This is a genomic window from Brevibacterium iodinum ATCC 49514, from assembly GCF_900169265.1.
In the GTDB taxonomy this organism is placed as follows: Bacteria; Actinomycetota; Actinomycetes; order Actinomycetales; family Brevibacteriaceae; genus Brevibacterium; species Brevibacterium iodinum.
Genome location: NZ_FXYX01000001.1, coordinates 239,282 through 263,884 on the forward strand (window position 1 = coordinate 239,282; position 24,603 = coordinate 263,884).

Annotated in this window: 21 protein-coding genes and 1 pseudogene; 9 read left to right on the forward strand and 13 right to left on the reverse strand. The window is 65.5% G+C overall.

Annotated features, from left to right (window positions below; genetic code table 11):
- Positions 1–52 precede the first annotated feature (52 nt).
- On the reverse strand, positions 53–1,234 hold the full coding sequence (locus BI49514_RS01085; RefSeq protein WP_101543562.1) for an integrase: 1,182 nt from the start codon (positions 1,232–1,234) through the stop codon (positions 53–55).
- 165 nt (positions 1,235–1,399) lie between these two features.
- Here BI49514_RS01085 and BI49514_RS01090 point away from each other — a divergent pair, with 165 nt between their 5' ends.
- A complete protein-coding gene (locus BI49514_RS01090) occupies positions 1,400–2,461 on the forward strand; it encodes a helix-turn-helix transcriptional regulator (protein ID WP_101543564.1) in 1,062 nt (353 codons plus the stop codon).
- A 283-nt stretch (positions 2,462–2,744) separates the two neighbouring features.
- On the forward strand, positions 2,745–3,248 hold the full coding sequence (locus BI49514_RS01095) for a hypothetical protein (protein ID WP_039208605.1): 504 nt from the start codon (positions 2,745–2,747) through the stop codon (positions 3,246–3,248).
- Positions 3,249–3,325: 77 nt separating this feature from the next.
- On the opposite strand, the gene BI49514_RS01100 is transcribed toward BI49514_RS01095, so the two are convergent.
- Entirely contained in the window at positions 3,326–3,769 is a 444-nt protein-coding gene (locus BI49514_RS01100) for an NUDIX hydrolase (RefSeq protein ID WP_101543566.1), read from the reverse strand.
- Positions 3,766–4,386, reverse strand: a complete 621-nt coding sequence (locus BI49514_RS01105; protein WP_180954340.1) for a DNA-3-methyladenine glycosylase I — start codon at positions 4,384–4,386, stop codon at positions 3,766–3,768. The genes BI49514_RS01100 and BI49514_RS01105 overlap by 4 nt, the downstream gene beginning before the upstream one ends.
- Before the next feature lie 115 nt (positions 4,387–4,501).
- On the opposite strand from BI49514_RS01105, the gene BI49514_RS01110 reads away from it, so the two are divergent.
- The gene (locus BI49514_RS01110; protein WP_101543570.1) at positions 4,502–5,386 is read left to right on the forward strand and encodes an aspartate dehydrogenase domain-containing protein; all 885 of its coding nucleotides are present in this window, start codon (positions 4,502–4,504) and stop codon (positions 5,384–5,386) included.
- A gap of 144 nt (positions 5,387–5,530) precedes the next feature.
- Here BI49514_RS01110 and betT read toward each other — a convergent pair whose 3' ends face one another.
- The 4 genes from betT to aztD form a co-directional block, all read right to left on the reverse strand.
- Entirely contained in the window at positions 5,531–7,612 is a 2,082-nt protein-coding gene (betT, locus tag BI49514_RS01115) for a choline BCCT transporter BetT (protein WP_101543572.1), read from the reverse strand.
- A gap of 225 nt (positions 7,613–7,837) precedes the next feature.
- The gene (locus BI49514_RS01120) at positions 7,838–9,217 is read right to left on the reverse strand and encodes a short-chain fatty acid transporter (protein ID WP_101543574.1); all 1,380 of its coding nucleotides are present in this window, start codon (positions 9,215–9,217) and stop codon (positions 7,838–7,840) included.
- 152 nt (positions 9,218–9,369) lie between these two features.
- Entirely contained in the window at positions 9,370–10,740 is a 1,371-nt protein-coding gene (locus tag BI49514_RS01125; RefSeq protein WP_101543576.1) for an NAD-dependent succinate-semialdehyde dehydrogenase, read from the reverse strand.
- Between the two features lie 252 nt (positions 10,741–10,992).
- Entirely contained in the window at positions 10,993–12,258 is a 1,266-nt protein-coding gene (aztD, locus tag BI49514_RS01130; protein WP_101544041.1) for a zinc metallochaperone AztD, read from the reverse strand.
- A 185-nt stretch (positions 12,259–12,443) separates the two neighbouring features.
- Here aztD and BI49514_RS01135 point away from each other — a divergent pair, with 185 nt between their 5' ends.
- Positions 12,444–12,797 (forward strand): nuclear transport factor 2 family protein, encoded by a 354-nt coding sequence (locus BI49514_RS01135; RefSeq protein ID WP_101543578.1) that lies wholly within the window; start codon positions 12,444–12,446, stop codon positions 12,795–12,797.
- Positions 12,798–12,886: 89 nt separating this feature from the next.
- On the opposite strand, the gene BI49514_RS01140 is transcribed toward BI49514_RS01135, so the two are convergent.
- The gene (locus BI49514_RS01140; RefSeq protein WP_101543580.1) at positions 12,887–13,807 is read right to left on the reverse strand and encodes a 3-hydroxyacyl-CoA dehydrogenase NAD-binding domain-containing protein; all 921 of its coding nucleotides are present in this window, start codon (positions 13,805–13,807) and stop codon (positions 12,887–12,889) included.
- A gap of 180 nt (positions 13,808–13,987) precedes the next feature.
- Between BI49514_RS01140 and BI49514_RS01145 the strand changes: the two genes are divergently transcribed.
- Together BI49514_RS01145 and chrA are read left to right on the forward strand one after the other, a co-directional pair.
- The gene (locus tag BI49514_RS01145) at positions 13,988–14,851 is read left to right on the forward strand and encodes a hypothetical protein (protein WP_101544043.1); all 864 of its coding nucleotides are present in this window, start codon (positions 13,988–13,990) and stop codon (positions 14,849–14,851) included.
- 45 nt (positions 14,852–14,896) lie between these two features.
- Complete coding sequence (gene chrA / locus BI49514_RS01150) at positions 14,897–16,210, forward strand: chromate efflux transporter (RefSeq protein ID WP_101544044.1); 1,314 nt, start codon at positions 14,897–14,899, stop codon at positions 16,208–16,210.
- Between the two features lie 64 nt (positions 16,211–16,274).
- Here the strand turns inward: chrA and BI49514_RS01155 are convergent, their stop codons facing one another.
- The 5 genes from BI49514_RS01155 to BI49514_RS01175 form a co-directional block, all read right to left on the reverse strand.
- The gene (locus BI49514_RS01155) at positions 16,275–17,906 is read right to left on the reverse strand and encodes a long-chain-fatty-acid--CoA ligase (protein ID WP_101543582.1); all 1,632 of its coding nucleotides are present in this window, start codon (positions 17,904–17,906) and stop codon (positions 16,275–16,277) included.
- Positions 17,907–18,090: 184 nt separating this feature from the next.
- Positions 18,091–18,852: an enoyl-CoA hydratase-related protein gene (locus BI49514_RS01160; RefSeq protein ID WP_101543584.1), complete on the reverse strand. Its 762-nt coding sequence runs from the start codon at positions 18,850–18,852 to the stop codon at positions 18,091–18,093.
- Between the two features lie 257 nt (positions 18,853–19,109).
- Positions 19,110–19,316 (reverse strand): hypothetical protein, encoded by a 207-nt coding sequence (locus BI49514_RS01165; protein WP_101543586.1) that lies wholly within the window; start codon positions 19,314–19,316, stop codon positions 19,110–19,112.
- Entirely contained in the window at positions 19,316–20,575 is a 1,260-nt protein-coding gene (locus BI49514_RS01170) for a trans-sulfuration enzyme family protein (RefSeq protein ID WP_101543588.1), read from the reverse strand. The genes BI49514_RS01165 and BI49514_RS01170 overlap by 1 nt, the downstream gene beginning before the upstream one ends.
- 190 nt (positions 20,576–20,765) lie before the next feature.
- Positions 20,766–21,683: a LysR family transcriptional regulator gene (locus BI49514_RS01175; RefSeq protein ID WP_101543590.1), complete on the reverse strand. Its 918-nt coding sequence runs from the start codon at positions 21,681–21,683 to the stop codon at positions 20,766–20,768.
- 112 nt (positions 21,684–21,795) lie between these two features.
- On the opposite strand from BI49514_RS01175, the pseudogene BI49514_RS16735 reads away from it, so the two are divergent.
- The 3 genes and pseudogenes from BI49514_RS16735 to BI49514_RS01185 form a co-directional block, all read left to right on the forward strand.
- Positions 21,796–22,467, forward strand: a pseudogene (locus BI49514_RS16735) (YeiH family protein); the annotation flags it as partial.
- 147 nt (positions 22,468–22,614) lie between these two features.
- Positions 22,615–22,914 carry a putative sulfate exporter family transporter gene (locus BI49514_RS16740; protein ID WP_257904107.1) on the forward strand — a complete coding sequence of 100 codons (300 nt, stop codon included), beginning with the start codon at positions 22,615–22,617 and terminating at the stop codon, positions 22,912–22,914.
- Positions 22,915–23,132: 218 nt separating this feature from the next.
- Positions 23,133–24,506 carry an SLC13 family permease gene (locus tag BI49514_RS01185; RefSeq protein WP_101543592.1) on the forward strand — a complete coding sequence of 458 codons (1,374 nt, stop codon included), beginning with the start codon at positions 23,133–23,135 and terminating at the stop codon, positions 24,504–24,506.
- Positions 24,507–24,603 lie beyond the last annotated feature (97 nt).

Consider the following 24,603-nt stretch of genomic DNA (forward strand, 5'->3'; position numbering starts at 1 on the left):
CTGCCGACGCCCGGTGCCGAAGTCCCTGCGCCGAAGTCTCAGGGGCGAACATTCAGGCGGCCAGCTCCTCCAGACGCTTCTGCCAGAACGCGATCTCGTCAGTCAGCCGAGCCGGGTCGAGACCGTCTGCGTACCGGACCAGCTCTTCCTCCTGAGACGGTGACATGACTCCGGCTGCGCGCAGCCGCTCGAACGGAGTGCGCGGCTCGTCGTAGATGCGACGCTGCTCGCCATCCTCGCCTTCTGCCCAGCCGGCTGGTTTGCGCGTAGGGGTGAAGTAGTTGAGCCGGTCGTCGACGGCACGCCAGAGTCCGTTGAGTGCAGACCGTGCCTCGTCGGTGTCATAGCGGCGGACATTGCCGTACTCGTGAACGAGATGCTGATGCCGCGATGCTTCCGGAAGCCGATCACGACGGAGGTCTTTGAGCACCGGACTGAAATGGATGTCCAGGCTGCGTGCCCACCGGTCGGTCGCCTCGTGGACGGTGTCATCGGCGTTGCTCAGCTCGATGGCGTTTACCCAGAAGGGAATCCCCTGGACCTCATCGAGCGACCATTGCAGCACGTCCACCATGGTGCCCGCGGCGTTGTCGGGAAGACTGCGTGTGAAGACCCAACCCGTGTGCAGGCAGGAGGCGCTGATCGTGAACACACAGTTCGAGGCGCGGGTCGGACCGGCGTGCGCAATCGTGTCGACGAGGAAGAACCCGGGCTCAAACTCGTTCGGTCCCGACGCGAAGTCGAGGAAGTCTTCGCTGGGACTGGTGAACCGCTTCGTCGACACCCGACGGTCCCGGAAGTCCTCGGCTCGTGCGGTGCGCAGATACCGGTCGATCGACGCCGGACTGACGGCGAGCAACTCGGCGCGGACCTCGAGACTGTACCCATCGCGGTCAGGCACCAGTGCGCCGTGGCGTTCGGCGGCGTCGAGCAGCAGCGGCATCACCGCGGCCAGGTACTTGCCGCTCTGATACCCCGACCACTCCCAGATCCGAACGAGGAGCGCGCGAGATTCGGGCGAATATTTGCAGCACCTCGACCGTGCCTGTTCGGTGGCCTCATCATCGAAGTCGTCCTCTCCGTCGTGCAGGGCGGCCAGGCGGCGCCGCGCATGGTCACGGGACCATCCGGTGAGGATCATGACCTCGTCGAGGATCCACCCTTTGTCCTTCTTCCGTGCCGAGGAATACAACTCGAGATAGTCATCGACATCGAATTCTGTTTCTGTTGTCACTGGGGAAGGAATACTCTGAATATTCTGCTGTTCGTGCATCAATTTTGATTGTTCCTCCGAATTCGGGGAAGCCACTTCATTGTTTTCGCTCTACCCCGGAACGATTTGCATAATGCTATTCTTAGTTCAGGCAGGAGGTCTTCCTAAACGACAGAAGACGCAGAGATGTCACAGACTGCAGCACGGCTGCTCGGGTTATTGTCACTGCTGATGGTTCCCCGAACCTGGTCGGGAAACGAATTGGCAGATCGTCTGGAAGTGAGTCCGCGGACCGTCCGGAACGATATCGGCACGCTACGCGATATCGGCTACTCGATCGACGGGACGCGCGGAACCGAAGGCGGTTATCGCCTGTCCTCCAACGGGGTGGGCATCCCACCGCTCATGTTCGACGCCGATGAGGCGGTGGCGGTCGCCGTCGGCCTCCACTCGGGCCTGAGCTGCATCATCGGCGGAATGGAAGAGACCTCGGCTCTGGCCCTGGCGAAGCTCGAGACCATTCTCCCCGCCGCAGTCCGAGCCCAAGTGCAGAGCCTCGCACACTTCACCGTTCCGGTCGCCGGAAATCAGCCGATGCCGATCGTCGACCCCAACCTCATCGTCACCCTCATCGACCACTGTCGCCGGCACGAACGCCTGCGCTTCACGTACCTCGACACCGGTGAGTCCCTGCTGCCAGAGTCCACCAGCAGTTCCCCGGCGCACGAGGTCCATCTGGAAGTCGAGGCCTACCGACTCGTCAACCGTCAGCACAGCTGGCAGCTGCTGGCCTTCGATCCCAGGGCCGAGGATTGGCGGGTCTTCAGCGCCGAACGCATTGTGCCGAAGACCCCGAGCGGTCCCAGCTTCACTCCGCGCCCGCTGCCTGCCGAGGACATCGGAGACTTCGTCGAACGTCATTCGACGGAACCCAGGTGGCGGCATTCGGCCCAAGTCATCGTCGACGCCCCAGCGTCCACGGTGATGAAGAGACTCGCTTCCGCCGAGGGCACCGTCGAAGCGCTCGAGGACGATCGCTGCCTCGTCACTGTCGGCGGGCAGAGCCTGGCCACCATGGCCCTGACACTGGCACGGCTGGACACCGACTTCACCGTCGTCGACAGCCCCGAACTCCGCGACACCCTCGATCGAATCTCGCGCCTGCTCGGTCGCGCGGCAGAGGATCATGCCGTGCCTGACCTCGCGACTGCCCGATCGAAGAATGCGCCTCGGCGAGCAGCCAAATAGGGATAAAGTCACAACCCGGTATAAAAGCCTTTGTGCGAATATGTGAAATTTCGCGGGCATGACACGTGAGTCATGACCATTCCTTGTCTCGTGAGAACACCGAGCGGTAACTTTCCTGGATACGTTTCAGGTTTCGACCCGCCTTGATGACGACTAATCCATTCGCGCCATTGTCGACCACAATCCCCTAACTCCCTGATTGGAGAAATGCGATGCTTCTGCCGTGCTTCGGCACAGCAACGAGTCCTCGTGCCACCCGCCTCGACACCGAGGGCGGGCCACGGTGACGGCGACAGACGACGACCGGTCGATGACGACCGGGCAGCTCCGCCGCGCCGACGACCTCGCCCAGCGCATCCGACGTACGAACATCGTCTATGCCCGCCTCTATGGACCGTTGGTGGTGATGGTCATCGCCGCTTCGTTCTTCCCCTACTACTCCCCCGAACCGGACAGTTCGGTCACGTACGGGAACCTGTGGCAGGAAGTCCTCATCATCGGACGGGGAGTCGATGTCTTCGCGCTCTTCGCTCTGCTGTTCACCACCGGTCTGCTGTGCCTGGCTGCGGTGGGACGAACGACGATCGCCGTCCTGATTGCGATCCTCACCGGCGCAATCGTCATCGGCTGCACCCTCCTGCAGGCACCCGGCTATGTCAGCCCACCGGCACTGACGATCTTCGGCATCATCGACATCTCACTGAGCTTCCTCATCGCAGCGATCACCCTGGTGCACTCCCTGCATCTGTTCACCCTCGACCTCGCGTTCCAACGCCGCGCCGTGTGAGAACAGCCGCCGCGCCGTGTGAATCGAATGGCGCACCACGTGAACCCAGTGCCACACCGCGTGCGCGGCGCCGCCGGTCAGCCTGACGATCTCCCCGCTGCTTGCAACGCCGGGATCACCTCATTGCGGATCAGCGGTGCGAACTGGCGGGTCTCGGTGTCCGCGGGCAGCGGATCGATGGGAAACCACCCGGCTTCGGCGATCTCGGCCAGATGCGCGATGTTCTCCACATCGAGCCCCTTCGGCTGGCCGTCGTAGCAGAACACGTCGCCGATGACTCGGTGATCGGCCTCGTTCGCCGCCGCCGCGGCGAACGTACCCAGGGCGTGCAGCCGGTGTCGGTCCAGATCGAGTCCGAGCTCCTCGGCGATCTCGCGCACGATGGTGTCCTCAGCGGTCTCCCCCTCTTCGGGTTTGCCGCCGGGCAACATGAATGACGTCGTCCCGGCCTTGCGCACCATGAGCAGCCCCGGACGCTGCGGGTGGAGGAGGACGAGCGCGGAAACGCGGATGTCATTCATTTCGACCACACTCCGGAGGCACCTCGCCGGTGGGAGTCGAGCAGGTGCGTATCGACCATGCCGATGGCCTCCATCAGGGCATACATCGTGGTCGGTCCGACGAAGCGGAATCCCTTCTTCTTCAGAGCCTTCGACAGGGCCACGGACTCCGGTCCGGTCGTCGGGATCTCGGCGACGGTGCGCGGGCGCGGCGTCTGCGCAGGCTGGAACGACCACAGAAACGCATCGAGCCCGCCATCTTCACGCAGCTCGATCACGCGAGCAGCGTTGTTGATGCAAGCTTCGATCTTGCCCCGATGGCGAATGATCCCGGGGTCGGTCAGCAGCTGCTCGATCTCGACGTCGCCGAAGCGGGCAACGGCCTCGGGATCGAATCCGGCGAAGACCTCACGGAATCGCTCCCGCTTCTTCAGAATCGTCAGCCAGGAGAGTCCGGCCTGGAATCCTTCGAGGCTCATCCGCTCGAACAGCCCCGCCTCGTCATGGATGGGCAGGCCCCATTCGCTGTCGTAGTAGTCCAGCAGCATCGGGTCGCCGTACGCCCAAGGAGTGCGGGCCAGTCCGTCGTCGCCGATGACGGCTCCGCCGGAATGGCTTGGCTGTGTTTCGTCGTCCATTCTGCAACCGTATCGCGTCGCACTGACATTGCCCGCACGCCCCATACTCCGGTCCCCCAGGTCATGGTCACGCCGGTCTGAGCCCCATGTCAGTGATCTCCGATAGGGTGCGGCCATGACCTCAGTGCTCCTCCTCGGATTCGGTGCCATCGGCCGTCACGTCGCCCAGCTGCTCTCTCCCGAGCTCGCCGCCGGGACGCTCAGCCTGACCGCTCTGGTCTCTGATCGAGCCAAGCATGACGGCCGCCCGAATCACGGCGCCGAGGTAGTCGACCTCCCTGGTCTTGCCCGGCTCGCCGGTCGTGCCGACATCGACACTTCACCCTCACCGAGGATGTTCGACGGTTTCGACGTCATCGTCGAATGCGCCGGTGTCCCTGCCGCCGCCCAGCTCGGTCCGTCGGCTATTGCGTCCGGTCGCCCTCTCGTCCTCACCAGTGTCGGTGCCCTGGCAGCGCCCGAGGCCCGTGCGGGTCTGCTCGCTGGCCCCGGCCGGTTGTATGTGACCAACGGGGCGATCGGTGGACTCGATGTGCTCGAGGCGGCGGCGCAGGCCGATGGCCTCGACACCGTCGAAATCACCACTTCGAAGGAGGCGAGCGGACTCATCCGACCGTGGATGTCCGAGACCGAGGCCGCGCGTCTGCGTGACCTCCGCCCCGGGGACGGACCCTTGACGGTGTTCACGGGCAACCCCGCCGAGGCGATCGAGAAGTTCCCGGCCAACGTCAATATCGCCGTCGCTCTCGCTTGGTCCACCCGCGGACTGTCCGCCGGCACGTCCGATGCCGACATGCTCGGCGCATCGTTGGAGCGGGTGCAGGTCGTACTCCAAGCGGTGGCCGGTCAGACCCAGTCCGCCCATCGGATCCGAGCAGCCGGGTCGGCAGGAGAGTTCACCTTCGACATCCGCTCGACGCCGAGCCCGGAGAACCCCGCCACCAGCGGGCTCACGGCCCTGTCCGTCACCCGCACCCTGCGCAATGTGATTGCGGGGTGATCGCCTGACCTTTCCCGGGCTCGCCACGCACCGTCCGGCCGCCTCGATGCGGGAGAAACGTGCCGCCTCGGTGCGAGAAACGACAACGCCCGGGACCGCCGACCATCAGGCCAGGATCCCGGGCGTCGCTCTCACCCAGCGGATTCAGTCATCGCCGTGGATGACGTTCTCCTGCAGCTGGAGGAATTCGACGTGGCGTTCGTACTGGTCGAGCACGTCATCGATGATCTGCTCCTTCGAGAACCCCATGATGTCGTAGCCCTGACCGGTGCCGCCGTCGAGGTAGACCTCCATCCGGTAGTAGTCCTCGCCGGTTCCGCGCGGAACCATTCCGCCGAACGACGGCACACTGACCTTGTGCGGCCAGACCTGATAGCGGAACGGGTATTCCCCGTCTCCGTCGACCTCGAACTGGAAGAGTTCGCCGTCGTCGACGAACACGCCTTCGGAATCGACGCGACCGCAGCGCGAAGAGATCCCACGGCCTTCCATCTCTGCGGCCACCTCGTTGAGGGTGGGGATGAGCACCTTCTGCTCGAACTCCTGGGCACGCGCCTGATTCGGGAAGGACAGCACTCGGCCGAGCTGACGCTGCCAGGTCTCGTGACCGGGGCCGCGGGAACGACGCGCCAACGAACCGGGCAGGGTCGTATCGACGCTGTCGACGCGGTTCGCCTCCACCCGCAGTGCCTTGTAGAGGCCGATCATGACGAGGATAACGACGAAGGCGAAGGGCAGACCCATGATCACCGTCGCGCTCTGCAGCGCGCCGATGCCTCCGACGAGCAGCATCGCCACCGTCAGGGCACCGGTGAGCACGGCCCAGAAGATGCGCAGACCGGCGCGTCCATCCTCGGCGGGGTTGCGCAGATTCGACGACAGGTTCGCCATCACCAGGGCCGCAGAGTCCGCGGTGGTGACGTAGAACAGCAGAGCCGTGAGCGTGGCCAGACCCGCGATGAGGAAGAAGGCCGGGTAGCGGGAGAGCAGGTCGTAGAAGCCGCCCTCGGGGCTGACCATGACCGCTTCGCCGAACTTCACATCACCGTTGCGGATGATGTCCAGGGCCGAGTTTCCGTAGATCGAGATCCACATGAAGATGTAGATGAACGGAATCGTCAGGGTGCCCAGCACGAACTGACGGATCGTGCGTCCGCGGGAGATGCGGGCGAGGAAGAGCCCGACGAACGAAGCGAAGGCGATCCACCAGGCCCAGAAGAACAGGGTCCAGTCGGTCATCCATGTGCCGGTGTCTTCGAAGGCGAAGGTCTGTCCGGCCATGTCCGGGAACAGGCGGACGAAATCCGTGATGTTGAGGACGAAGGCGTTGAGCAGGAACTTCGTATTTCCCGCCACGAGCACCCAGAGGCTCAGCGCGATGGCGAACACGACGTTGAGGACGGAGAGGAACTTGATGCCTTTGTCCACACCCGAGACCGCCGAGAGCGTGGCGACGCCGACTCCGACGACGACGATGCCGACCTGGGTAGCGGTGCCGATCGGGATCCCGAAGACCGTGTTGAGGCCGACGTTGACCATGACGACGCCGATGCCCAGCGAGGTGGCCACGCCGAAGATCGTTCCCAGCAGAGCAGCGAAGTCGACCGTCTCGCCCAGAGCACCGTGGACACGTTTGCCGAAGATCGGGGCCAGCGCCGAACGGATCGCCAGCGGCATGTTCATCCGGTAGGCGAAGTAGGCCAGAGCCATACCCATGAGGGCGTAGAGTCCCCAACCGCTCAGGCCGTAGTGGAAGAGCGCCCAGACCGTCGATTCGCGGGCGGCATCGACCGTTTCGGGTTCGGTGCTCGGTGGGGTGAGGTACATCGTGACCGGTTCGGCCACGGCGAAGAACATGAGGTCGGTGCTGATGCCGGCGGCGAAGAGCATCGACGCCCAGGCGACGAGGCCGAATTCGGGCTTCGAGTGTTCGGGGCCGAGCTTCGTGTTTCCGTAGCGGGAGGCCGCCAGGTAGATGACGAAGACGAGGACGGCGAGGACGAGGAGGACGTAGAACCAGCCGAACCAATCGGAGGTCCAGCCGACGACGGCACCGAGGACCGTCTCGGCATTGGTCGGTGAAATGAGAGCCCACACGGTGATGGCGAGCGCCACCAGGGCCGCCGCCAGGAACACCTTCTTATTCACGGGAGGAAGCGAGGGCTTCACCTTGGCCTTCGCCTCTCCCTTCGGGTCACCCGGCGGGGTGTCGACTGATGCTGACATGGTTGTACTCCTTATCCGGACGCGTTGGCGTCGTGGCATCGGACTCGGTCGAGCAGAGTGCTCAACCGAGCATAATCAACGGCTGTTGCTTCAAGATTTTCCGTCATCGCCGCATCCCCGGTTCCACGGGGACGGCCAACAACGGAGGTTACCACATAGACACTTAAGGTCACTTTATGCCAAGCGAATCTTCAGATCAGCGACTCACCCTCGCCGAGGTGGGGCTCAGAGGGAGACGAAGAGCAGCGCGGCCGCCATCACCACCCCTGCGCCGAGGAATGTGATGACGGTGTAGCCGAGGACGTCGCGCATCTTCAGACCGGCGATCGCCAGCACCGGCAGCGCCCAGAACGGCTGGAGCATGTTCGTCCACTGGTCGCCGTAAGACACGGCCATGATCGCAATCGACGGGTCGACGCCGAGCTGGTTGGCCGCATCGAGCATGATCGGTCCCTGGACCGCGAACTGGCCGCCGCCGGAGGGGACAAAGAAGTTGACGAGTCCGGCCGAGAGCAGCGCGAGAACCCCGAACGAGGCCGGGTTCGCGATCGAGACGATGGCGTCGGAGAACACGGCGATGAGTCCGGTCGAGGACATGATGCCCAGGATTCCGGCGTAGAGCGGGAACTGCAGAAGGATCTCGCCGACGTTCGAGGCCGCCTCCTTCGTCAGGTGGATGAGCTCGAAGGGGTTGCGCACGAGCAGGAGGATGAGCGCGAGGAACGACCAGTTGACGATATCGAGCGTGAGTCCCCCGCCTTGGGCGAAGTGGATGATGAGGTAGGCGACGAGCGCGAGACCGACGACCAGGGTGAGCACCCGTGAGGCATCGATCCGGTCGGCCGGGGTGACGACCTCTTCGTCGACCTGCGACTGTTTCTCCGAGCTCACCGAGGCGGGGAGTTCGTAGACGGGGGCGCCGGCCCTCGGAGCGACGAGGAAGAAGAGGAGCCCACAGACGATGATGACGCCGGCGATGGCCAGCAGGTTCCAACCGGCGAAGATGGTCTCCGACACGGGAACCGTCTTCCCGCCGAGGGATTCGGAGAGGAAGGAGTCCGGAGTGGCCGCGGTCAGCGGGCCCGATCCCGAATAGCCCATATGCCAGACGACGAACCCGGAGTAGCCGGCGGCGACGAGCAGCGGGAAGTGGACCTTGATTCCGCGGTCACGTGACTGGACGGCGACCTCACGGGCGAGCAGCGCACCGACGACGAGGCCGAGCCCCCAGGTGACGAGGCTGGCGAGGGCGGCGACGAGGAAGACGAAGACATAGGCGAAGGTGGCGTTGCCCGGAACGCGGGCGAGCCAGGCGAGCAGCTTCCGCACGGGGCCGGTGTTGGCGAGGATGTGGCCGAGCAGGAGGATCAGACACATCTGCGTCATGAACTCGAGCAGTCCTGCCAGTCCCTCACCCCAGCCGGTGACGACGTCGACCGGGCCGGCGCCGGTGAAGACGAACGCGAGGACCGCGACGATGAGGGTGAGGACGATGGCGAAGGTCAGGGCCGAGGGAATCCACTGTTCGAGGAATCGGTTGACCGGCCGCATGATCCCTTTTGAGGCTGCGGCGTTGACCTGGGTCGACGGCTTCGGTGCCGACATGGGAAGACCTCCCGCTGAGATTTATGAGAATTGGCTGTGCGTGGTCTCAGCATACAATCAGGGCGCTGTCTCCCGGTAGGAGACAGCGCCCTGACGGCGATCACAACCCGGTCACGATCGGAGCCCGGATTCTCGGGCTCCGGTCGTACCGATCAGCTCTGTTTGTACACGAGCTGCTTGTTGACGAATTCGTCCATCGCCAGCGGCCCGAGTTCCCGGCCGACGCCGGAGCGCTTGACTCCGCCGAAGGGCAGGTATTCGCGGCTTCCTTCGGGAGCGTTGAGGAAGACCATGCCGGAATCGATCTGGTCTCCGACGCGTTCGGCCCGGGCGATATCGGTGGAGAACACGGCGGCGCCCAGACCGAAGGGGGTGTCGTTGGCGAGTTCGACGGCTTCCTCTTCGCTGCTGACCTTATAGACGATGACGGCGGGGCCGAAGAGCTCTTCGTAGTATCCGCGCATACCCTTCTTCACATCGGTGAGGACGACGGGTTCGACATAGGCGCCGCCGCCGTCGTACTTCTTGCCGCCGGCGAGCAGGGTCGCGCCCTCGCTGACGGTGTCCTGGACCTGTTCGACGAAGCGGTCGGCGGCGGCCACCGACGACAGCGGGGACAGTCGGGAGCCCTCCTCACTGGGAACGGCGGGGGTGTTCTTCTGGGCCGCCTCGGTGATGGAGGAGACGAAGTCGTCGTAGATGTCGTCCATGACGATCATCCGCTTGGGCGAGTTGCAGGCTTGGCCGGTGTTGCCCATGCGGGTGTCGAAGAACGTCTTCGCGGACTTCTGGACGTCGTCCGTGTCGAGCAGGATGTACGGATCGGATCCGCCGAGTTCGAGCACGACCTTCTTGAGGTTCTTTCCGGCCTCGGCAGCGACGGCGGCACCGGCGCGTTCGGATCCGGTCAGGGACACTCCGTGGTTGCGCGGGTCGGTCAGGATGATGTCGGCGACCTGCTCGTTGCTGGCGTAGATGTTGATGTACGCGCCTTCGGGCAGGCCTGCCTCGATGAAGATCTCTTCCATGATCTGTGCCGAGCGGGGGCACTGCGGGGCGTGCTTGAGCAGGATGGTGTTGCCCAGGGCCAGGTTCGGGGCGGCGAAGCGGGCGACCTGGTAGTAGGGGAAGTTCCACGGCATGATGCCCAGCAGCGAGCCGACGGGCTTGCGGCGGATCATGGCGGTGGCGTCCTTGGGTCCGCGCAGTGGTTCGTCGGCCATGAAGGCTTCGGCGTTGTCGGCGAAGTACTTGTAGATCATCGAGCTCAGCTGGACTTCGCCCTTGCCTTCGGGCACGGATTTGCCCATTTCGAGCTTGATGACTTCGGCGAGCTCCTCGGCGCGCTCGGCGTAGATCTCGGACACGCGGGTCAGCAGCGCAGCGCGCTCGGCCACCGTGGTCCGGCTCCACTCGTCGAATGTCGTCGCCGAACGATCGAGGGCCGCGAGGATCTCGGCATCGGTGGCGGTGGGGAATTCTTCGGCGACTTGGCCGGTCGCCGGGTCGGTCACGCGATACATGGTGGTCTTGGCTGTCCTCTTTCACTTCGACGGGGTTGAAGCGATCACCGATGGTGTGATCGCAGGTCCATCCCCCACGCTAGGGCCGAACTCCGGCGTGGGCAACGGTGGTCTTGTTTCCTGGGCAGATTCCCAGCCATCACCGAGGTGGGCGACCCGACCGGCGGCGTGTCCAGGGACACCGCCGGTCGGGGCAATCGAGGCCGTTCCGCCGGTCGGATCTGACCCGCCGGTCGGGCCGGTCGTGGCACCTCAGCCGGTGACGCCGGTGAGTTCGTTCGGTGCGTGCGGCAGCGTTTCCTCGGCCATCACCTCACCGGATTCGAGATCGACGATGTGGATCTTCTTCTCTCCCGGATCGCTGACATAGGCTACTTCGTCCTGGACGAAGAGCGTCGGGCGGGCCTTCTGCCATTCGACGGGCTCTTCCCATTCGTCGATGACCGGGTATTCCTCCGTCACCGAGGCGGTGGCGGGGTCGATGATTTTGAGGTTCCCGTCCGTGGTCAGGACGACGCCTTCCCCGTCGGGTCCGCGGCCCAGGGATCGGAAGCTGTAGGAGGCGCCGAGGTCGACGAGCGAGAGCTTGCCCGACTTCGTGTCGGTGACGCTCACCCGTTCGGGACGTTCGAGTTCGGCATCTTCGTCGACTTTGTAATCGCCGAGGATGTACTGCGATTCGTCGCTTCCGGACTGGTTGCCGATGCGACCGAAGGAGTCGGGAGCGTCGATCTTCTCGAACTTCCCATCCTTGTACAGCAGGATTCCGTCCTCGCAGCCGAGCGCGATGACCTCGTCCTTCGCAGCGGCTTCGCCGTGGACTCCGGGGCACTCGTCGCTGCTTGCGATCTCTTTGCCGGAGCTGTCGACGACCTTCGCACCCGAGCGTTCGTCCTCGGTTCCGACGGTGTGCAGCATCGAACCATCGGCGAGTTTCACGGCGACACCGTGGTGGGGTTCGTCGACCTCGGTTACCTGGGGCTTCGGGGCGCCGTCGGAGAAGTTCTCGGTGTCGAAGGTCTGGATCTTGCCGTCGCCGTCGCCGAAGAGCACGGTGGCCTCGCCGTGGTTGACGACGTGTCCGGGCAGTTCGGTGTCGAAGACGGTGTCGGTGAGCTGCGGGTCGGCGGCGTAGCTGTGGGTGTGGTCGCCGTGCGGCTGGGTCCAGACTCCGGCGTCGAAGAGGCGGAAGCCTTCGGCGACGGAGACCATGAGGTGGCGGCCGTCGCCGACGGGATTGAGGCGGTTGAAGCCTTCGAGCTTCGTGTCGTCGATGACATCGAGAGTCGTTGCGTCGAGGGTGAGGATCCCGCCCTCGTAAGTGGTCACGATCCGCGGCTGGGCGGCGGCGAGCTCCTGGGCGTGCCCTGTGTCGTCCTTGTCGTCTGCGGCGCCTGCGGTCTTCTTGTCCGCACTGCCCGCGTCGTAGTCGGTGGCGTCGTCGCCTGCCTGGCATCCGGTGAGCAGCAGCGCCGAGGCGACCACCGCCGATCCGAGCATCGTGTGGTGTCGTTTCATCATTCGCACTCTCTAGTTAGTGAGACTCGTTATCATTAGCAGGTCGATACTAACCCGATGCAGGATGGATATGCGAAATCAGATGACGATTGGGGTCGACGAGAAGCTCGGCGGCCCGAGGGGTCCGGATCGATCCGCCGAGGGCCGGCCCCGACTATGAAATGAGTCACTGTTACGGTAGTGCCATGGCCAGTGTGACTGAACTCGTGAAGCGCTACTACTCCACCGTCGATGCCGGAGATGCGGACGCCACCTCGGCGCTGTTCGCCGCCGCCGCAAGTTATGATCGGCCGGGCTATCCGACGATGGTCGGCCGGCAGATCACCGACTTCTACCATGGCGAACGCGTCATCGAATCCGGTTCTCATTCGCTGCAGGAGATCCTCGTCGACGGTGATCGCGCATCCAGTCGCGGCGTCTTCAGCGGTCGCCTCAAGGACGGCTCTGAGACGTCGGTGGGCTTCGCGGATTTCTTCCTCTTCGACACCGAGGGTCTCATCGCCGAACGCACCACGTACTTCTATCAAGCAGCGGTCTGAGCCGCTGCCTCCTCGAAAATAGGTCACTGTCGGATACTTCTGAGCCCGGAAGATATCCGATAGTGACCTTTGTTTGGGACGAATGCGTTTCAGCGCCCCTGACCACGGGCCTCGAGCACCGCCTTCTGGATCCGGTCCCGGACGGCCGCTGCCTGTGGGGTCGGGGTCGGGCCATAAGCTTCTTCGACCTGTTCGAAAACGTCTTCCATGCCTGCTGGATCGACATCGACCGGCAGGTCCTCGATGGCGGCGAACGCCGGGCCGATATGGTCCATGAAACCCCGGATCCCAGCCTCTCCCCCGCCGAAGTGCATGCCTTCGAACTGGCCGATAGCCGACCATCGCAGACCCAGCGAATTCTTCATCACCGTGTCGAGCCCCTCGGCAGAGACGACCCCGTTCTGCACGAGCGAGATCGCCTCCTTCATCAGCGCGTTCTGGAGCCGGTTGCCAACGAATCCGCGGATCTCACGCCCGAGCACCACTGGTTCGCGCCCGCAGCTGCGGTAGAACTCGACCGCAGCGTCGACGGTCTCCTGGGAGGTCTGCGGTGACGGCACGACCTCGACGAGAGGCATGAGGTGCGGTGGATTGAACGGGTGGCCGACGATGACGCGGGATGCCGCGGACTCCGGCAGAGCGGCCGCGATCAATGAGGCCGGGATCGTCGACGACGACGTGGCGAACACGGCACCGGCCGGAGCCGCCTCGGCGATCTGAGAGAACAGCACGGGCTTCGATTCCGGATCCTCGGGACCGGATTCCTGGACGAAGACGACACCTGCCACCGCGGCCTCGACGGATTCGGCGAGTTCCACGGTGCCGACTTCAGAGGCCAGCTCATCTCCGGCGGAGGCATCAGCGGTGACGTCGGCCTGTAAGCCGGCGACCACCTCGGCGAGATCGGGACGCGGGTCGAAGACCCGCACCGTGTACCCGCTACGGGCGAAGAGGAAGGCGAACGATCGGCCGATGGTTCCGGCGCCGATGACGGCGACTGTTGAGCTCATGCGACCAGGCTATACCCGCCCCACCTGCTCAAGCGGCGGAGTTCACTGAGGCGTGCCAGGACATTCATCCAAGCATGCGCCAGCTGCCGTCGGCGCGTTCGCCGTAGTCGAATCGTTGCCGTGCGCTTCCCGCCCGCGGCGCTTCCCGCCCGCGCCCCGACCTGGTGGCACAATGTCACCATGAGCGCGAACCCAGAACTGAGAACAGTGGACTCGGAGATCATCGCCCTGGCGGAGGACGAATACGCCGCCGCGGCGGAAACCGCGCGCATCGAGGTGCGCGAGATCCACACCGCCGACGAGGCAGCCAGGGCCTCACTGCTGCTCGACGAAGTCTGGAACGTCGACGAGACCGGCACGAACGTGTTCGAACCCAGTCTCATCATCGCCTTCGCCCACGCCGGCAACTATGTGTCCGCTGCGTACAGCGTCGACGAGCCCGACGAGATGATCGGTGTGACCATCGGCTTCTTCGGTCAGCCTTTGGGTTCGGTCATGCATTCGCACATCGCCGGAGTCCGCCATCAGATCATCGGCCGCGGTGCCGGCTCCGCGATGAAGCTCCACCAGCGTCTCTGGTGCCTCAACCTCGGCATCACCGAGATGACCTGGACTTTCGACCCGCTCATCGCCCGCAATGCGTACTTCAACTTCCAGCGTCTGGGTGTCGGCATGGTCGAATACCTCGAGGATTTCTACGGGCAGATGCGCGACGGAGTGAACTCCGGCCAGGCCAGCGACCGGATGATGGTGTCCTGGCCGCTCGACCGTCCGGCACGGGCCTCGGTCGTCGATCCCGGTTCGGCCTTCCCCTGCCTGCGCGCCGATGACGACGGGGAGCCGCTGCTGAGCGAGGTGCCGAAGGAGACCGAGTTCGTCTCGCTGGATTTCCCTTCCGATATCGAGGATCTGCGCGGCCAGGATGCCGATCTCGCCAGCCGCTGGCGACTGGCGCTGCGCACGGCGCTGACCGGTCTCGTCGGCGACGGCTGGGTCGTCGACACCTGCCTCAAGGGCGGCACCTACCTCCTCCACCATCCCTGAGGACCCATTCACCTCGGCGTCACTTGGCCCGTGTTCACTGATGTGATGACCTCTGCACCTGCCCCCACCGCCGAGGTGGCCGGATCGTTCCTGCGCCTCGGCCTGACGTCGTTCGGCGGTCCTGTCGCCCACCTCGGATACTTCCGCAACGAGTTCGTCGGCCGCCGCTCGTGGTTGGATGACCGCGAATACGCCGACCTCGTCGCCCTGTGCCAGATGCTGCCGGGCCCCGCGTCCAGCCAGGTCGGCATGGGACTCGGGCTGCGCCGTGCGGGCCTGCCCGGGCTTGCGGCCGCGTGGGTGAGCTTCACTCTGCCGTCGGCGATTCTGCTCACCCTCTTCGCGTTGGGGCTCTCGGCCTTCGGTGACCTCGGCGATGCCGGGTGGCTGCTCGGGCTCAAGGCCGCCGCGGTGGCCGTCGTCGCCGGTGCCGTGCAGTCGATGGCGAAAACGCTGACCCCGGATGCCCGTCGTGCGAGCATCGCCGCCGCCGTCCTCATGCTCATGCTCGTCATCCCGGATTCGACTCTGCCGACGGCGCTGGTCCAGATCGTCGCGATAGTCCTCGGCGGAGTTCTCGGCCTCGTCTGGCTGAAACGGCCCGACAAAGGTAGGAACGAGAAGGAATCTCCCACCGAGGCGGCTTCCGCCTCCGAATCTGCGACTGCTTCCGAATCTGCCTCCACCTCCGAATCAGCAGCTGCCACGGTCGGCCCCCACTCCCCCGAGAGCCGCATCGCCTCACGCGGCGCCAGACGGCTGGGCATCGCCTCCCTCATCGCCTTCGCCGCTCTGCTCCTCGGACTCCCGGCCCTCACCGCGGCGACCGGGGACGCGACCATTCGCCTCATCGATATCTTCTATCGGGCAGGGGCCCTGGTCTTCGGCGGCGGTCATGTCGTCCTGCCCCTGCTCGAGGCCGAACTCGTGCCCACCGGGCTGGTCGACCACGACACGTTCCTCGCCGGCTACGGTGCTGCACAGGCAGTCCCCGGTCCGCTATTCACCTTCGCGGCGTTCCTCGGAGCGTCGATGACAACGGGACCCAGCGGCATCCTCGGTGCCGGCATCGCCCTGCTGGCGATCTTCCTTCCGGCGGGTCAGCTGGTCATCGGGATCCTGCCGTTCTGGGAGCGGCTGCGTGCCTGGGAACCAGCGACGGCGGCACTGACCGGAGTCAATGCCGCCGTCGTGGGGCTGCTGGGGGCTGCGCTCTACGATCCCGTGTTCGTCGAGGGGATCACCTCGCCTGCGACCCTGGCGCTGGCCGTCGCCGCCTTCGTTGCCGGGACCATGTGGAAGGTCCCGGCGTGGGGGACGGTGATCGGCGCCGGGGTGCTCGGCTGGCTGCTGCTGTGATCGGTCAGGCCCGGGGCTCGACCGTCCTGCCCCGGATCGGTCCCTGCCTAGCTCAGCCTTGCGATCAGGACTGTTCCCAGTCCTTGCGCAGCAGCTTCTTGTCGAGTTTGCCCACCGACGTGCGCGGCATCTCCTCGACGACCCTGACCTCGTCGGGCATCTGCCACTTGGCGAAACGAGCACTCAGCGTTTCGACGATCGAGTCCCGGGTCACCTCGGCGCCGGGGTTGGCCACAACGTAGACGACGGGACGCTCATCCCACTTCTCGTCGGGGACGCCGATGACGGCGGCCTCGCTGACGTCGGGGTTGTCGAGGATCGCGTTCTCCATGTCGATCGACGAGATCCACTCGCCTCCGGACTTGATGACGTCCTTGAGGCGGTCGGTGATCTTCAGGTAGCCGTACTGGTCGATGGTGCCGACGTCGCCCGAGCGCCACCAACCGTCGAGGAACCGATCGGCATTGTCGGGCAGCTGGTAGTAGGACTCGGTGATCCAGGGTCCGCGCATGAGGAGCTCGCCCATGGACTTTCCGTCGCGTGGCAGCTCATTGCCCTCGGGGTCGATGGTCTTCATCTCAACACCGATGATCGGCAGGCCCTGCGAGCGCTTGAGGTCCCACTTCTCTTCCTCGTCGAGGTCGAGACCCGGACGGATCTTCCAGTTCGTCGACGCCAGCGGGGTGGTTTCGGTGGCACCGTAGCCGTGGATGACGTCGGCCCCGGTGACCTCCTTGAACCCGCGCATCATCGACAGCGGCGGCTCTGACGATCCGGAGACGAGACGGACTCCGCTGAGGTCCGGGGCCTGCGGCATCTTCTTCATCATCTGCAGCATCGGCCCGAAGATGGCGGGGGCGCCGTTGGCCAGGGTGACCTTCTCCTCGACGAAGGCCTGGGCGATGGCACCGAACTCCTCGGCGGCGAACTTCCCCGGCAGGACGAGCTTGGCGCCGGCGGCCACAGCGTTCTGCGGGAAGCCCCACGACAGCACATGGAACATCGGGGTGATGGGCATGACGCAGTCGTCGAAGTTCACGTGGAGTGCGGCCAGACCGCCCATCGTGTGCAGGTAGATCGACCGGTGCGAGTAGTACACGCCCTTGGGGCGGCCGGTGGTGCCGGTGGTGTATCCGGCGTAGGCGGCGGTCTTCTCGTCGACGACGGGCCAGTCGTAGGTCTCGGACTTCTCCGCGATGAGGTCTTCGTAGGAGACGACGTTGGTCAGGCTCGTCTCGATCTCGGCGATCGGCTTGTCGGTCATGACGACCCAGCCCTTGACGTCGAGCTTCGGAGCCAGCGATTCGGCGACGGTCAGCAGCGATTCGTCGACGAAGATCCAGTCCGACTTCGAGTGGCTGACGACGTAGGCGAGGTCCTCGGGAGCCAGGCGCAGGTTGAGCTGGAGCATGGTCGCGGCCACACCGGGCACGGCGAAGTAGAGCTCGAGGTGGCGGCGGGAGTTCCAATCGAGGACTCCGACTATGGAGCCGGCGCCGACGCCGAGGTCGGCGAGGCCGTGGGCGAGCTGCGCCATGCGCTTGAACTCGTCGGCGTAGTTCGACCTGCCCCAGGATCCGTCCGAACGGCGGTAGACGACCTCGGCATCACCGAAGACGGTGGTTGCATGGCGGATGAGGCTGGTGGTGTTGAGCTGGTAGCTGTCGCCCAGGGTGGACGGAATTCCTGTCAGCATGAGACTCCTTCGTTCGTGCTCCGGTCCCGCCTCGGCGCTGTGGCCGCGACGGGAGAAGTATTGTGATCGCCGGTTTCGTGGTGGGCGGTCGTCACCATCACATCAGGTGCGGAGGCGGTGCGGATGCAGGTGTATTGATTCATGGTCAAACAGTTATCAAACGGTCCGTCCGCGCATCCCAGAATCATTCGCCGGTGAAGCCGGGTGCCCTCTTGTCGAGAAAGGCGGCGACCCCCTCGGCGAAGTCGTTGCTTGCGCGCAGCGCATCCTGTCCTTCGACCTCGCGGGCGAAGGACGCGTCGAGTTCGGCCAGGCTGGCTCGGTTGATCGCTCGCTTCGAAGCGGCCAGGGCACGGGTCGGGCCCTGCGCGAAGACCGCGGCGACTTCTCCGGCACGTTCCAGGTGGCTTCCAGCCGGAACGACCTCGCTCGCCAATCCCCAGTCGAGGGCGTCGGCGGCCTGCAGCTTCTCACCGGTCAGCGCCAGGCGCAGGGCCCGGTGGCGTCCGGCCGAGGCGGCGACCAGGGCGGTCGAGCCCCCGTCGGGCATGAGCCCGATCTTCGTGAACGGCAGCATGAGATAGGACTTCTCGCTCATCACCAGATAATCGCAGGCGAGGGCGAGGGAACAGCCGATGCCCGCGGCCGGTCCGGACACCGCCGCGATCGTGGGGATGGGCAGGTCGAGGATCGCGGCGATGATCCTATTCGCCCCGGCGAGGTCGATGCCTTCGCGCTTCGCCACTCCACCCTGGAGATCCGCACCAGAGCTGAAGGACCGTTCATTTCCGGTGAGGATGATGGCACGGGAATTGGCAGCCGCCTCGGTGACAGCCGCGCCGATGGCCTGGAATGCCTCCTCGTTGAGCGCGTTGAGGCTCTCCGGACGGTTGATGGTCACGGTCGTGACATCGCCGCTGACTTCGGTGAGAACGCTGGTGGACAATGCGACTCCTTCGTACGAATCCGATGATCCGGGTAGCTTTCGGGGCTAATGCCTCCATCCGCCGTCGAGGAGAACGGAAGCATCTACCGTCACTTTAACGTACGTTAAGTTGATCTGCGTCACACATCCGAGCGGAGTCGTCGCTGCCCGTATCCTGTGGGTGGATCCGCCCCGAAATCTACTGAGTTATCGAGGCGGATTCACCCACAGGAGACACGTTCCGAAGTGAGGCCTGGGCCGGAGAGAGCCTCCCCGTCTCAGGCCAATGTCGCGCCGAGCTGGGCGGCGGTGAGTTCCCGGTCGGCGAAGACCAGGCGGACGAGGATCGCTTCGGCCTCTTCCTCATCGGTCAGACGTCCGCTGAGCAGGTGCGTCCAGACCCGAGGGTCGGGGTCGATGGAGAAGAACTGGTCGAGGTCGTCCGCGCAAGGCCGGTCGAGCACGTAGTCGGGCGTCTGCCTCATCAGGCAAGGGCCGCCTCGAGGTCGGCCCAGAGGTCGTCGAGGTTCTCGATGCCGACGCTCAACCGGATGAGCCCTTCGGGCACGGTCGCCGGTTCCGAGGGGTGCCGGCGGCGACGTTCGATGAGGGATTCCACCCCGCCCAGGGAGGTCGCCGGCGTCCACAGTCGGACCGCCTCGGCGATGGCGGTGGCCTTGTCCGCGGTCGCGACGGTGAAGGAGATGATCGCGCCGAATCCGTTCATCTGCGCGGCCGCGCGGGCGTGGCCGGGGTCGTTCGGCAGGCCTGGGTAGCGGGTTTCGACGACGGCCGGGTGGGCGGCGAGGCGCTCGGCGATGACCTGGGCGTTGGCCTGCGCGCGGTCGAGGCGCACCGCCAGGGTGCGCAGTCCGCGCAAGGCCAGCCAGACCTCGAAGGGACCGGCGATTCCGCCCCGCATGGATCGTTCCGTGTGCAGCTTCTCACGCAGGGAATTGCTGCTGGTCACGACCGCACCGAGGACGACGTCGGAGTGCCCGGCGAGGTATTTCGTCACTGAGTGCACGACGATATCGGCGCCCAGGTCGAGCGGGGTCTGCAGCAGCGGGGTGGCGAAGGTGTTGTCGACGGACACGAGGAATCCGCGGTCCTTGGCCGCCGCGGCCAGCGCGGGAACGTCGGCGACCTCGAGCATCGGGTTCGTCGGCGATTCGATCCACAGCATCCCCGGGGGTGCGGCTTCGCCCGCCGTCGCCGAGGCGGTCCATCCGTCAGCGTCCCCCGCAGAGGCGACCGTCTCCTCCGCTGGGACCTGGCCCGCCGTCGCGTGCCCCGCTTCGTCGAGGGCGGCGATGACCGCCTCGGTGTCGGCGATATCGACGGTGACGAGGTCGAAGTTCTGCCGCCCAGCGATCTGCTCGGCGGAGGCGAGCGCTCCCTGGTAGCTGTGGGTGGGGATGATCAGGGTGCCTCCGGCGGGCACGAGGCTGATCACGGCCGAGATCGCCGCCAGGCCGGAGCCGAAGACCAGTCCGGGCAGGCTCGCATGTTCGAGCTGACCGAGCGCCTCTTCGAAGGGCGTCCATGCGGGAGTGTCGAAGCGGGCATAGGCAAAAGGCGAGTTCGAGATGTCGCCCGCGCTCACGAAGGTCGAGGACAGATCGATCGGCGGGTTCACCGACGCACCGTCGACGCGCTGAGGCCGTCCGGTCTCGACGACGACGGTGTCCGGGGCGAACCCGGGATTGCGAGCGGGTGAGGAGGCTGGCTCGGGCTGTGTCATGTCCCCAATATATGCCTCACCGCATCTCACGGAATCGACAGCGATATTTCGGACACGTATTCCGTAACTCTGAAGGGTTCGCCCGGTGTCCGCAGCTTTGGACGGCGCGGAGACTTCGACCTGCTCGGGTCCCGTCGCTCGGGTCCCGTCACTCGGACCCTGACACTCGAGCCCATTCACTCGGGTCCCGTCACTCGAGGCTGTCGATCATGTGCTCGAGCAGCAGACGTGCCCCGGGTGGCTGTCGCCGGGTCCTGGCCCATACGGCGTGGAGTTCGCGGGTGAGGTCGACGTCGTCGGCTACCGGCAGCGGAATCAGACGTCCGGCTCGGAAGTCATCACGCAGAGCGAGTTCGGACAGAACGACCGGGGCCACGGATGTGGCGGCGGCGATGCGCAGGGCGGAGTTCGATCCGTACTCCCCCGCCACGCGCACTCCCCCAGCTCCGATCAGTGCCGCGTCGATGACCTCCCTGGTGCCCGAACCGATCTCACGCACCAGCAGCGGCACCTGCGCCAGCTCCTCGGCGGTGATCGGCTGCGTCCAGGCGTGGGCGAAGCCCGTGGCACAGGCGATCATGAGTCGGTCACGGCCGACCACCTCGGCGTTGAGGTCCTGCGGCAGGGATACGGATTCGATGAGCCCGAGGTCGCTGGTCTGCCGACGCACCCGGTCGATGACTGTCGCGGAGTTCTCCACCGACAGACCGATGTCGATTGTCGGGTGTGCGGCGCGGAAGGTCGTGAGGTGGTGGGGCATGAGGTACTCGGCGACCGTCAGCGAGGCGCTGACCTTGACGGTTCCGGCGCGGGCGTCCTGGATGGCGCGCGCCCCGGCGTAGAGCGTGTCGTAGGCTTCAATGACCTTCGACGCCCATTCGGCGACGGCGCGGCCCTCGACGGTGAGTTCGGTGCCTCGTGGAGAGCGCCGCAGCAGCGGCACCTTGAGATCGCGTTCGAGGTTGCGCAGGCTGCGGGAGGCATTCGGCTGGGCGAGATCGAGTTTCGCCGCGGCCTGGCCGATCGACCTGGCGTTGCCGCTGAGGGCCACCAGCAGCCCCAGAGCCTGGAGCTCGGGCCAGTTCTTGATATTCCCGAGATCGTGCATATGATCATCATGACATATCAGATCCATATGGGTTGCGAAGAAATCACCGTCTACTGCGACCGTGCAGGCGTTGACAGACTGAAGCTTCGTCTCCCTCTTACCCGGACTTGCCGTCGCCGCCGTGGCCACGGCGGTCGCGTGGCCGATCTCCATGCTCGCCCCCGTGCTCTCACCGCTGCTCGTGGCGATCGTGCTCGGCATCCTCCTGGGCAATCTCGTGCCCAACCTGCCCGAAGCGTTCATGCCCGGACTCAATTTCGCCGCGAAGCCGCTGCTGCGCCTGGGCATCGCCGCCCTCGGCGCGCAGGTGGTGCTCGGCGACATCCTCGACCTCGGGTGGCTCGTTCTCGTGCTTGCCGCCGTCATCGTCGCCGCCGGCGTCCTCTCGGCCCTGGCCCTGGCGGGACCACTCAAGGTCGACCGTCCCCTGGCCGTGCTCATCGGCAGCGGATTCGGCATCTGCGGTGCCGCCGCCGTCGCCGGAGTCGAGTCGACCCTGAAGTCGAAGAAGGAGGATGTGGCCGCCGCGATCGGCCTCGTCGTGCTCTTCGGCACCCTGATGATCGCGATCGTGCCCGGACTCTCGACCGCCCTGGGTCTGTCCCCGGAGGCCGCCGGAATGTGGGGCGGTGCCGCCACCCATGAGGTCGCCCAGGTCGTGGCGATCGGCGGGATCATCGGCCCCGCGGCCCTCGAGATCGCCGTTCTCGTCAAACTCGCCCGCGTCATCATGCTCGCCCCCACCGTCGCCGTGTTCAGCTACGCAGTGCGCCGCAGCGAGGACAAGGCACTGACGAACACCGGCACCGAGGCGGCCGCCGGTTCCACCGAGACCTCCGCAGCCGCGGGGTCGGGTGGAAAGAGCAACGGGTCGGGTGCATCGGCCGCGGCGTCGGCGTCGACCGGTGGGCCGGTGTCGACCGGAGGGGCGGTGTCGACCGCGACGAAGCAGACTCCGGCGCAGGGCAAACGTCCGCCGATCGTTCCGCTCTTCGTCGTCGGCTTCCTCGTCATGGCGGCCCTGCGCACCTTCGGCCTGCTCCCGGAGTTCGCCGTCACCGGACTCAGCTGGATCCAGACAGTGTGCCTGGCGATGGCGATGTTCGCCCTCGGCCGCGGAGTGCAGTGGCGATCGCTGAAGAACCTCGGCGCCCGACCGATCGCCCTGGCAACACTCGTCACGATCGTCGTCGCCCTCATCGCCCTCGGCGGATCTCTCCTCCTCACCTAATCCTCCCCAATTACTACCTGACGGCGGCCCAGCAACCTGGCGCGAGGTTGCTGGGCCGCCGTCAGGTAGTTCTGAGGCCGACTCGGGGAGGATTTTCCGTCTATCGGGACTTTCCGACGGTTCGGACACGCCTCATCGGTACCCGCCGGTAACACTGGTAGTCTCTCAGCGAATCAGCCAGCGATGCTCAGTGTCGCTTCAGCCTTCGCAAGGACAACATGCTCACTCAGATCATAGCTCTGCTCATATTCGTCGCTCTCTTCGCCATCGGCGCGGTCCGCGGTGTGCAGATCGGCGTGCTCATGCTCGTCGGCGCGGCCGGAACCGGGCTCCTCTTTACCGATATGGCCGTCGACGACATCGTCGCCGAGTTCCCCCTGGACATCATGATCCTGCTGGCCGGGGTCACCTATTTCTTCGCGATCGCACAGGAGAACGGGACCGTCGACAAGATCATCGACTGGGCCCTCGAACGGGTCGGATCCTCGGCGGTGCTGCTGCCCGCGGTGTTCTTCGTCATCACCGGCTGCATTGCGGCCATGGGAGCACCGTTGGCGGGTCTCGTCATGATGCCCGTGGGCATGCAGGTCGCCCGCAAGTACGGCGTCGACTACGCGCTCATGGGACTGGCGATCTGCTTCGCCATCGGCGCCGGCGGCTTCGCCCCGACCAGCCTCTACGGAATCGTCACGTACTCGACAGCCCACGATGCCGGCATCGACCTCTCTCCGTTCCTGCTCTTCGGCATCGCCGTGGCCGTCTACCTCGTCATGCTTGTGGTCGCCTATTTCATGTACGGGCGGTCGCTGTTCTCGAAGACGACTGTGGCGGCCGCCGAGCATGCTTCGACCGGAAGTGCCCAGTCGAAGATCTCCCGCGGCTCCGCCTCGGCGTCAAGCGTCGCCTTCGGTGAGGACGATGAGGACGAAGCGCTCTTCGATTCCTCCACCACCGACGAGGCGGGGGAATCCAAGCCGTTCACCTTCGTACAGATCCTCACCGTGATCTTCATGGTCGGCCTCATCGGCACCGTGGTCGTGCTCGCGGCGCTCGGCCAGGAACCGGACATCGGCCTGCTGTGCTTCATGTTCGGAGCGATCCTCGCACTCGTCGATCCGAAGACGGGCAAGGCCGCGATCCCGAAGATCGACTGGCCGACCGTGCTGCTCGTCGGCGGCATCATCACCTTCGTCGGCGTGCTGCAGAACATGGGAGCCGTCGACCTGCTCGGCGAGGGCGCCGAGTCGATCGGTTCGCCGCTCATCGCCGCTTTCGTCCTCTGCATCGTCGGCGGCCTGGTGTCGGCCTTCGCGTCGACGACGGGCATCCTCGCTGCGCTCGTGCCGCTGGCCCTGCCGCTCATCGCCGCGGGCGGGGTGCCCGGCTGGGCACTCATCGCGGCTCTGGGCGTGTGCTCGGCGGTCGTCGACGTCTCACCGTTCTCGACGCTGGGTGCCACGGTCGTCGCGACCGCCCCGGTCGAGGACAAGCCGCGCCTGACTCGCATCCTCGTGAAGTTCGGCATGTCGATGGTCGTCATCGGGCCTGTCGCGCTCGTCGGCGGCCTGGTTGTGCCCGCCATGATGTTCTGAGGCTGAGCGCCAGGGCCAGGCTCACGGGCCGGACTCCGCGCCCGGGCCTCCGGGCCTCCGGGCCTCCGGGCCTCCGAGAATAGGTCAGCATCGGACA